At 72.3% G+C, this 8,289-nt stretch carries 7 protein-coding genes; 5 read left to right on the forward strand and 2 right to left on the reverse strand.

What is annotated here, in order from left to right:
* Positions 1-336: 336 nt before the first annotated feature.
* Positions 337-1,317, reverse strand: a complete 981-nt coding sequence (locus M3C17_RS18290; RefSeq protein WP_259979482.1) for an aldose 1-epimerase family protein — start codon at positions 1,315-1,317, stop codon at positions 337-339.
* Positions 1,314-3,419, reverse strand: a complete 2,106-nt coding sequence (locus tag M3C17_RS18295; protein WP_259979483.1) for a PfkB family carbohydrate kinase — start codon at positions 3,417-3,419, stop codon at positions 1,314-1,316. Before M3C17_RS18295 ends, M3C17_RS18290 begins: the two co-directional genes overlap by 4 nt.
* Positions 3,420-3,518: 99 nt before the next feature.
* Here M3C17_RS18295 and M3C17_RS18300 point away from each other — a divergent pair, with 99 nt between their 5' ends.
* The 5 genes from M3C17_RS18300 to M3C17_RS18320 form a co-directional block, all read left to right on the forward strand.
* Positions 3,519-4,364 (forward strand): class I fructose-bisphosphate aldolase, encoded by an 846-nt coding sequence (locus M3C17_RS18300; protein ID WP_259979484.1) that lies wholly within the window; start codon positions 3,519-3,521, stop codon positions 4,362-4,364.
* Positions 4,361-5,509, forward strand: coding sequence for a Gfo/Idh/MocA family protein (locus M3C17_RS18305; protein WP_259979485.1), 1,149 nt, complete (start codon positions 4,361-4,363; stop codon positions 5,507-5,509). The genes M3C17_RS18300 and M3C17_RS18305 overlap by 4 nt, the downstream gene beginning before the upstream one ends.
* A gap of 86 nt (positions 5,510-5,595) precedes the next feature.
* A complete protein-coding gene (locus tag M3C17_RS18310) occupies positions 5,596-6,594 on the forward strand; it encodes a LacI family DNA-binding transcriptional regulator (RefSeq protein ID WP_259979486.1) in 999 nt (332 codons plus the stop codon).
* 166 nt (positions 6,595-6,760) lie between these two features.
* The gene (locus M3C17_RS18315) at positions 6,761-7,768 is read left to right on the forward strand and encodes a substrate-binding domain-containing protein (protein WP_259979487.1); all 1,008 of its coding nucleotides are present in this window, start codon (positions 6,761-6,763) and stop codon (positions 7,766-7,768) included.
* The coding region (locus tag M3C17_RS18320; RefSeq protein ID WP_259979488.1) for an ATP-binding cassette domain-containing protein at positions 7,765-8,289 on the forward strand (525 nt) is incomplete at its 3' end. The genes M3C17_RS18315 and M3C17_RS18320, both read left to right, overlap by 4 nt.

Raw genomic sequence — 8,289 nt, forward strand, 5'->3', positions numbered from 1 at the left:
GGCGCGCCCGTCGCGGTTCGGCGCGGCGGAGTGGCTGCTGCTGGCCGTGGGGGCGGCGATCTCCGGCATCGCGATCGCCGCCGCTGTGACCACGGGCGCCTGGAACTTCATCCTCGGCCCCGCCTCCTGAGCCGAGGTGTGCGGCGGCGGCCTCGACGGGGGCGTTCGCCCTGGGTGGGGGCGCGACGGGGGCGTTCGCCCTGGGTGGGGGGCGCGACGGGGGTGCGCTCGCCCTGGGTGGGCGGGCGACGGGGGCGCGTTCGCTCTGTGTGAGGGGCGGCGACGGGGGTACGTTCGTTCTGTGTGAAGGGGGTGGCGACGGGGGCGAGCTCGTCGTCAGTGCAGCGTCAGGCGCAGGCGATGCGTGCGACGGTCTCCCGGCGCCAGGACGGGTGGCGGGGTGCGCGGGAAGCACTCCCCCGGGAGGGCGACCGTAGCGGGCTCCAGGGCGAGCGCCCATCGTCCTCTGGTCGGCAGCACCCACTGGTGCAGATGCGGAAGGGTCGCGTGCGACCAGGCGAGTTCGACCGCCTGTCCCGCCGGAGAGATCACTCTGGCTGCCCTGGTCGGCTCCGGTCCCTCTTCCGGGGCGTGGTGGAACACCGCCTCGCTCAGTTCGGAGCGCGCCGCCGGAAGCACGCGGCTGTCGAGCGCGCGCGAGGTGTCGTCCCGAGGTGTCGTCGTCGCGGCCGGAAGCTCGACGCGGGTCCCGGGGACGACGAGAGGGGCGCCGAGGTTGACGTGGTACAGCAGGTGCACCGGAGCGGGGACGACGCCCGTGTTGACCACCCTGTCCCTGATGTCGAGGAAAGGGCGGCCTTCGGAGTCGAAGCCCGAGCGGATCCGCCGCTGCACCCGGAGAGCCGGCCCGAACACGCTCTCGCTCTCGATGTCCGCGCGGAGCGACACCCTGGCCCTCCCGCGTGAGGGCGCGATCCGGATCGCCGAGGCGGGGCGGTGGCTGACGTCGCCGTGCAGGGGAGCACCCGCGACGGCGCCGATCGAGCCGAGGCCGCACGTGACGAGCAGGCCGCCGGTGAACCGGGAGAGCCAGTCGTCGCCCGCTGGTGCCGACAGCGCCCGCGCATCCTGAACGGGGGAACGCCAGGCCACGGGGAGCCCGGCATTCTCTACGGCGCCCACGTCGAAGCCGCGGTCGGGCAGCACCTCGAAGCGCAGGCCGCCGGTCACCACCGCTTCCAGCACCCTGGCGTTGTCGGGCGAGCCGGGCATGCCGAGCCGGTCCGTGACCCTGGCCACGGCGCTGTCGGCGGCGAGCAGTCCCGCGGCACGCAGCTCCTCGGCCGTCCGCCTCATGGCGCCGGGGGCCGTGCGACGAGGACGGTGCCGGCGCCGGTGAGTCGCAGCGACCCGTGCGCGGCGGGGACGACCGCCGTGCTGCCGCCGGTCAGACGCAGCCCCGTCGTGTCGTCGACCTCGACATCGCCGTCGAGGCCCACCAGCACCGCGAAACCGCTCTCCGTCGTCGTGGTGCCGCGCACCGTCAAGGCGTCGAGGCGGAAGAACGCGGCGGCCTCCGGTGGGAGCCCGGTCTCGGGGTGGCCCGCTCGCCGGACAAGGGCGTCCAGCCGGTCGGGGTCCAGCTCACGGTGGTCCACCGCCGTCAACGCCCGGCCGAACCCGAGGCCCAGGTGGCCGTCCTTCTCGCCGTCGAGGGTGAAGTCCCGCCACTCGAGCAGGATCGACAGGTCCTCGGGCTCCTGCACCTCGACCAGCAGCACACCCTCGCCGATCGCGTGCAGTACACCGGGTGGGACGAAGACGCGGTCACCGGGGGCGACGGGCACCTCGTGCAGCAGGACGAGCAGGCTCTCCGTGTCCTGTACGGCGACGAGGCGTGCGAGCTCGCCCGGGGCGACGTCCCGGCGGAGGCCGAGGTGCACGACCCCGGGCGTGAGGATGTGCCAGGCCTCCGCCTTCCCGTGGTGCGCGCCGAGATGGCGCCGGGCGAAGTCTCCGTCCGGGTGCGCATGCACGGGCAGGCGCTGTCCCGCATCGAGGATCTTGACCAGCAGCAGCGGATCGGGGCCGTAGCGTGCCACGTGCGCCGGCCCGAGCCAGCCGACAGGGTCGGCGTCCACGGCGTCGCGAAGCAGGCCACCGTCGGGCAGTGTCGTCATCCCGAGCGGAGCACTGTCGCGCACGGCGACCACGGAGGCCACCCAGTCCTCGGGTGTGTGACTCCTCGCAGCGGTCTCCGAGCCGCGCCACTGCGCGATGCGCTCGCCGCCGCGGTAGAACCGTGCGGCGGGCTGGTTGGCCGGCAGCAGCACGGGCATGGGTGCGGAGTCCGTCGCGGGTGCGGGTGCGGCGGCGGACGGGACGCGCGTCGTGGTCTCCGGCGGCGCGGCGGACGGGAGGACCTCGACACGGGTGGCGGTCTCCGGCGGCGCGGCGGACGGGAGGACCTCGAGGCGCGTCGTGGTCTCCTGCGGCGCGGGGAGTCCGCTCACTGCGGCCGCCGCGCACATCGTCGCGAGGCGGAGGGCGTCTCGCGGCGGCATCCCGTGCGAGACGGCGTAGAGGAGCCCGGCGGTGGAGGCATCGCCGGCGCCGTTCGTCGTGCGCACCTCGGCGACGGTTCGCGCGGGCGCACGGAGCACGGTGTCGGCCCAGGCCGCGGCGAGCGGCGCGAGTGCGCGCCCGCCCCGTCGCAGTCTCTCCGCTGTCCCGGTGTGCAGGGCGACGCCCTCGGTGCCGGCCGAGACCACGGCCACCGCTGCGCCCCAATCGCTCAGCAGTGCGGCGAGCCCGGCGGCATCCGCGCCGTCCGCGAGCTCGGGGATGGCCGAGGCCAGGTCGTCCACGCTCGGCGAGATGATGTCGACGTGGGCGACGATGCGGGGAAGGACGGCGGCCCAGTCGATGCGCGCCGCCGCAGAGCTCGGATCGATCACGGCCAGATCGAGTGAGGTCGTGACGCCGGCGTCTCGTGCGCGCTGGAGGAGGTCGAGGAGCGGGGCCGCGTCGTCGCGCAGCAGGGCGGGCAGGAGCGACGGGTACCCGAGATGGAGGAGGTCGATGTCGTCGAGCGGGATGTCGGCCCCATCGGTGACGCTGTTCACCCCGACGTGGTGCCAGAACGTGCGGTCCGCTCCGGGCTCCAGCACGAGCGAGTACGACGTGCTCCCCGCGCGGGTCGTCAGCCTTTGGTCGATCAGCGGGTGGTGGAGCCGTGTCCGCAGCACGCCGGCGAGCTCGTCGGTCCCGGCGGTGGCGTACGCCGTGACCGGGTGCCCGAGGTCGGCGAGGGTGCGCGCGGTGTTGGCCACGCAGCCTCCGACGCGGAAGGCGAGCGGACCGATGTCGATCAGCGCTCCCGGCGTCAGGCACGCGGTCGGGCCCAGCTCGGGGACCAGATCGACGCAGACGTGACCGGCGACGGCGACTCGGCGCACGGCGACCTCCTCAGGTTAGACAACGTTGTTTTTCGTGGTTAGTATCGCACGAAACCCGCGGTGCACCAGCCGCCGGAGTCACGAATCGAGGAGACGACCATGACCCCGCATCGCCTGAACAGGCTCTTCCATCCGACCTCCGGCCGCGTGCTCGATGTCGCCGTCGACCACGGGTTCTTCGGCGAGCCGAGCTTCATCCGCGGCATCGAGGACATGGCCGGGACCATCCGCACCCTGGTCGACGCCGCCCCGGATGCCATCCAGCTCACGGCGGGACAGGCTCCGCTGCTGCAGTCGATCCCGGACAGGGGCAAGCCCGCCCTCGTGCTGCGAGCCGATGTCGCCAACGTCTACGGCAACCCGCTCGACGAGCATCTGTTCAGCCATCACCTGCCGCACGCGATCGAGCAGGCCGTGCGTCTGGATGCGGTGGCCGTGTGCGCGAACCTCATGCAGATCCCGGGGCACCCGGAGATCCGCGACGCCAACATCCGCTCGCTCATGGTGCTGCGCGAGCAGGCCACCCGGTACGGGATGCCGCTCATGATCGAGCCGCTCGTCATGCAGGACAACGTCACGGCGGGGGGCGGCTACATGGTGGACGGCAACATCGATCGCATCGTCACCCTGGTCCGTCAGGCGGTCGAGCTCGGCGCCGACCTCATCAAAGCCGACCCCAGCGACGACATCACCGCCTACGGCCGCGTGATCGAGGTGGCCGGGGATGTGCCCGTGCTGGTCCGCGGCGGCGGCCGCGTCGACGACCGCACCCTCCTGGAGCGCACGCGCGCGGTGATCGCGCAGGGTGCGCGAGGAATCGTGTACGGACGCAATGTCGTGCAGCACCCCGATCCCCGTGGCATCACGGAGGCGCTGATGGCGGTGCTGCACCACGACGCCTCGGTCGAGGACGCGCTCGGTCTCGTGCGCGGAGACCGCGCATGAGCGCGCAGGAGGTGAACGTCGCGATCATCGGCGGTGGGCTCATGGGGCGTGAGATCGCCGCCGCGCTGCAGCGGTGGCCCGCACTCGTCGATCACCCCCCGCGCCCGCGGCTCACCGCCGTGTGCGACATCGTGCCCGCCGCGATGGACTGGTTCGACCAGATCGACACGGTCACCACGAAGACCACCGACTACCGCGACCTGCTCGCCGACCCGTCGATCGACGTGGTCTATGTGGCCGTGCGCCACGACCTGCATCAGGTGATCTACAGCGACGTGGTGCGCGCGGGGAAGGACCTGCTGGCCGAGAAGCCGTTCGGCATCGACGGCCCTGCCGCGCGAGCGGTGCTGCAGGCGATGGCCGACCACCCCGAGAGCTTCGTCCGCTGCTCCAGCGAGATGCCGTTCTACCCGGGGGCGCAGCTGGCGATCGCCGCCGTGCGCGCGGGCGGACTGGGGCGCATCATCGAGGCGCGCAGCGCGTTCCTGCACTCCAGCGACCTCGACGCGGACAAGCCCATCAACTGGAAACGGCAGGTCGCGACCTGCGGGGAGGCCGGGGTCATGAACGACCTGGGCATGCACGCCTGGCACGTGCCGCTGCGCCTGGGGTGGCAGCCGCGGCAGGTGTACGCCGTGCTGCAGGACATCGTTCCGCAGCGACCGGGCCCCGACGGCGCCCTCGTGCGGTGCGACACCTGGGACAACGCGGTCGTGCATGCCTGGGTCGGCGGGGACGACGACGGCTTCCCCCTCGCCGTGGAGACCAAGCGCCTGGCGCCGGGGGAGAAGAACACCTGGGTCTTCGAGGTGCGGGGCACGGAGGGCGGTGTGCGCTTCAGCACCAAGAACGCCGGGGCACTGGAGGTGTTCCGCGTGGTCGACGTGCCCGGCGTGGGCAGGGAGCAGGTGTGGCAGACGCTCGACGTCGGCAGCCAGTCGTCGTGGCCTACGGTGACGGGCGGCATCTTCGAGACGGGGTTCTCGGACGCCATCCTGCAGATGTGGGCGGTGTTCCTCGCGGAGCGCGCCGGTGCCCTGGGCGACCGGTTCGGGGCCGCGACCCCGCAGGAGGCCGCGGCGACGCATGAGATCTACGCCGCCGCCCTGCGCTCGCACGCGGAGGGACGCCGCATCGCCCTGTGACCTCGGAATGCCAGGGCCCCTGTGCGGCTCTGGCATTCTTGGTCGGGTGGCGCGCGGCGCGTCGACCGGACCGAGGAGGCATGCGCATGGGGCAGCGCCCGACGATGAACGACGTCGCCAGGCAGGCGGGCGTCGCCCTCAAGACGGTGTCCCGCTTCGTCAACGGCGAGACGAACATCGACCCCGTGCGTGCGGAGCGCATCGCCGCCGCGATCTCCGCCCTGGGCTACCGGCGCAACCTCTCCGCGGCGAGCATCCGCCCCGGGTGGAGCAGCCGCACCATCGGGCTCGTCATCAGCGACCTCGCGAACCCGTACTACGCGGCCCTCGGGCGCGCCGTCGAGCGCGTCGCCGCCGACGAGGGCTACATGGTCATGATCAGCAGTTCGGAGGAGGACGGCGACCGGCACGACCGGATCGTGGATCGCATGCTCGACCAGCGCGTGGACGGGCTCATCGTGGTGCCCCCGCGCTCGCCGGCGCGGGACTGGTCGGCCGTGCCGCCGCCGCTGCCTCCCGTCGTCTTCGTCGACCGCCCAGGCGCGCTCGCGGACGCACACAGCGTGATCGCGGACAACCGCGGCGGAGCCCGCAGCGCGGTGCTCGCGCTCGCCGAGCAGGGGGTGCGGCGCATCGCGTTCCTGGGTGACGATCCCGGAATCCGGACCATGCACGAGCGCCACCAGGGGTACGCGGAGGGGATGCGCGAGCTCGGTCTCCCGCTCGATCCCGCCCTCGTGCACACCAGGGCCCACGCGGCCGAGGAGGCGGCCGACATCGTCGCCGCGATCATCAGGGACGCGACAGCCGACGCCGTGTTCGCTGCCAACAACCGGGCCACGTTCGGGGCGCTGCAGGCGTTCCGCGAGGCAGGGGCGCGGCTGCCGCTGATCGGCTTCGACGACTTCGAGGCGGCGGCGCTCACCTCGCCTGCCACCTCGGTGGTGGAGCAGGACGTCACCGCGATGGGCGAGTTGGCGATGCGGCTGATCCTCGCAGCGCTTCGGGGAGAGCCCTCGGGCGCGCGCATGACCGTGCTGCCGACCACGCTCCGGCTGCGCGGATCCGAGCGCCCCGCGGGCTGAGCGCCGCGTTCCTCTCGAGAGGATCTTGCGCCTCGTCCTGTGCCTGGTTACTATCGGACGACGTTGTAAGACAACGTTGTTCTGGGGATGCAGTCGGATGCGCTCGTGCGCGTCGTGCGGGGAGCCTCGGAGCTTCCTCACGAAGTAGCGAGTCATTGGAGACGCTATGAAGATCCCCGCCATCCGTGCTGCCGCCGTCGCCGTCACCGCCGCCGCAGCCCTCGTCGCGCTCTCGGCGTGCACGGCTCCCACCTCCTCGTCATCGTCCGGCTCGGGCGGAGGCACGGCCACCGTCGGCTACGTCGAGCTTCTCGCCGACACCTTCTTCAGCGGTATCGAGACCGGGCTCCACCAGGGGCTCGGCAAGAACGCCGACATCGTGACGGTCAACTACGACTCCGACGCGACGAAAGAGACCCAGGCGTACGACAACCTGATCTCCCGCGGGGTCGACGTGATCGTCACGTCGCCGCTCGACCCCGACGCGTCGGTCGCCGGCATCCGCAACGCCGCCCAAGCCGGCATCCCCGTGGTGTGCGTCAACACGTGCATCAACGACAAGGACGCGAAGAAGTACGTCACCGCGTTCGTGGTGTCCGACAACGAGCAGCTCGGCAAGCTCACGGGCGAGCGCGCCGCCGCCTTCATCAAGGGTCGGCTGGGCGGCACCGCTCACATCGGCATCCTCAACTGCGACGTGGTCGCTTTGTGCAAGGTGCGCAAGAAGGCGTTCACCGACGCGCTCGACGCCGCAGGGGTGACCTACGACATCGCCGCCGATCAGGAGGGCTACCAGCCGGACGCCGCGGTCCCCGTCGCGACCGCCGAGCTCACGGCCCACCCCGAGATCAACCTCATGTGGGCGTCGAACGACGGGGGCACCATCGGGTCCGTGAAGGCGATCCAGAGCGTGGGTCGCGCGGGCAAGACGTTCCTGTTCGGCACCGACGTCTCCGAGCCGCTCGTGACGAGCCTCCTCGCTTCCGACGACGTGCTGCAGTCGGTCACCGGGCAGGACGGCGTCGCGAACGGCGAGAAGGTCGCCGAGATCGTGAAGGCGCTGCAGAAGGACCCGAAGTACAAGCCCAAGACCTTCCAGCAGCTCGTCGACGTGGTCAACTTCGACCGCAGCGACCCGGCGGCGGCGAAGGACTGGCTGGCGGCCAACGGATGACCGAGCCGTCCACCCCGCAGGGGGCCGCGAGCGATCCACCCCTGCTGCGGCTGCGCGACGTCTCCGTGCGCTACCCGGGAGTGCAGGCCCTGGACGGGGTGGACCTCGAGATCCGCGCCGGCGAGTGCGTCGCGCTGATGGGGCGCAACGGTGCGGGCAAGAGCACCACCGTGCGACTGCTCTCCGGAGTGGAGACGCCGACCACCGGAGCGCTGGAGCTCGACGGTGCACCGGTGGTGTTCGACGCGCCGAGCGTGGCGCGGGCGCACGGCGTCGCCACGGTGCACCAGGAGCTCACGATCGTGCCGGGGCTGAGCGTGGCGGAGAACATCATGCTCGGCCGCTGGCCGCGACGGCGGCTGGGCGGCATCGACCGTCGCGCGCTCCGGAGTGCGGCGCAGCAGGCGCTCGACCTGCTGGGGGAGCACCTCGACCTCGACGCCGCCGCGGGCGCGCAGCCGATCGCCCGCCAGCAGCTCATCGAGATCGCGCGCGGGCTGGTGGGAGAGGCGCGGCTGCTC

The sequence above is a fragment of the Microbacterium sp. p3-SID336 genome, from assembly GCF_025143365.1.
Classification (GTDB): Bacteria; Actinomycetota; Actinomycetes; order Actinomycetales; family Microbacteriaceae; genus Microbacterium.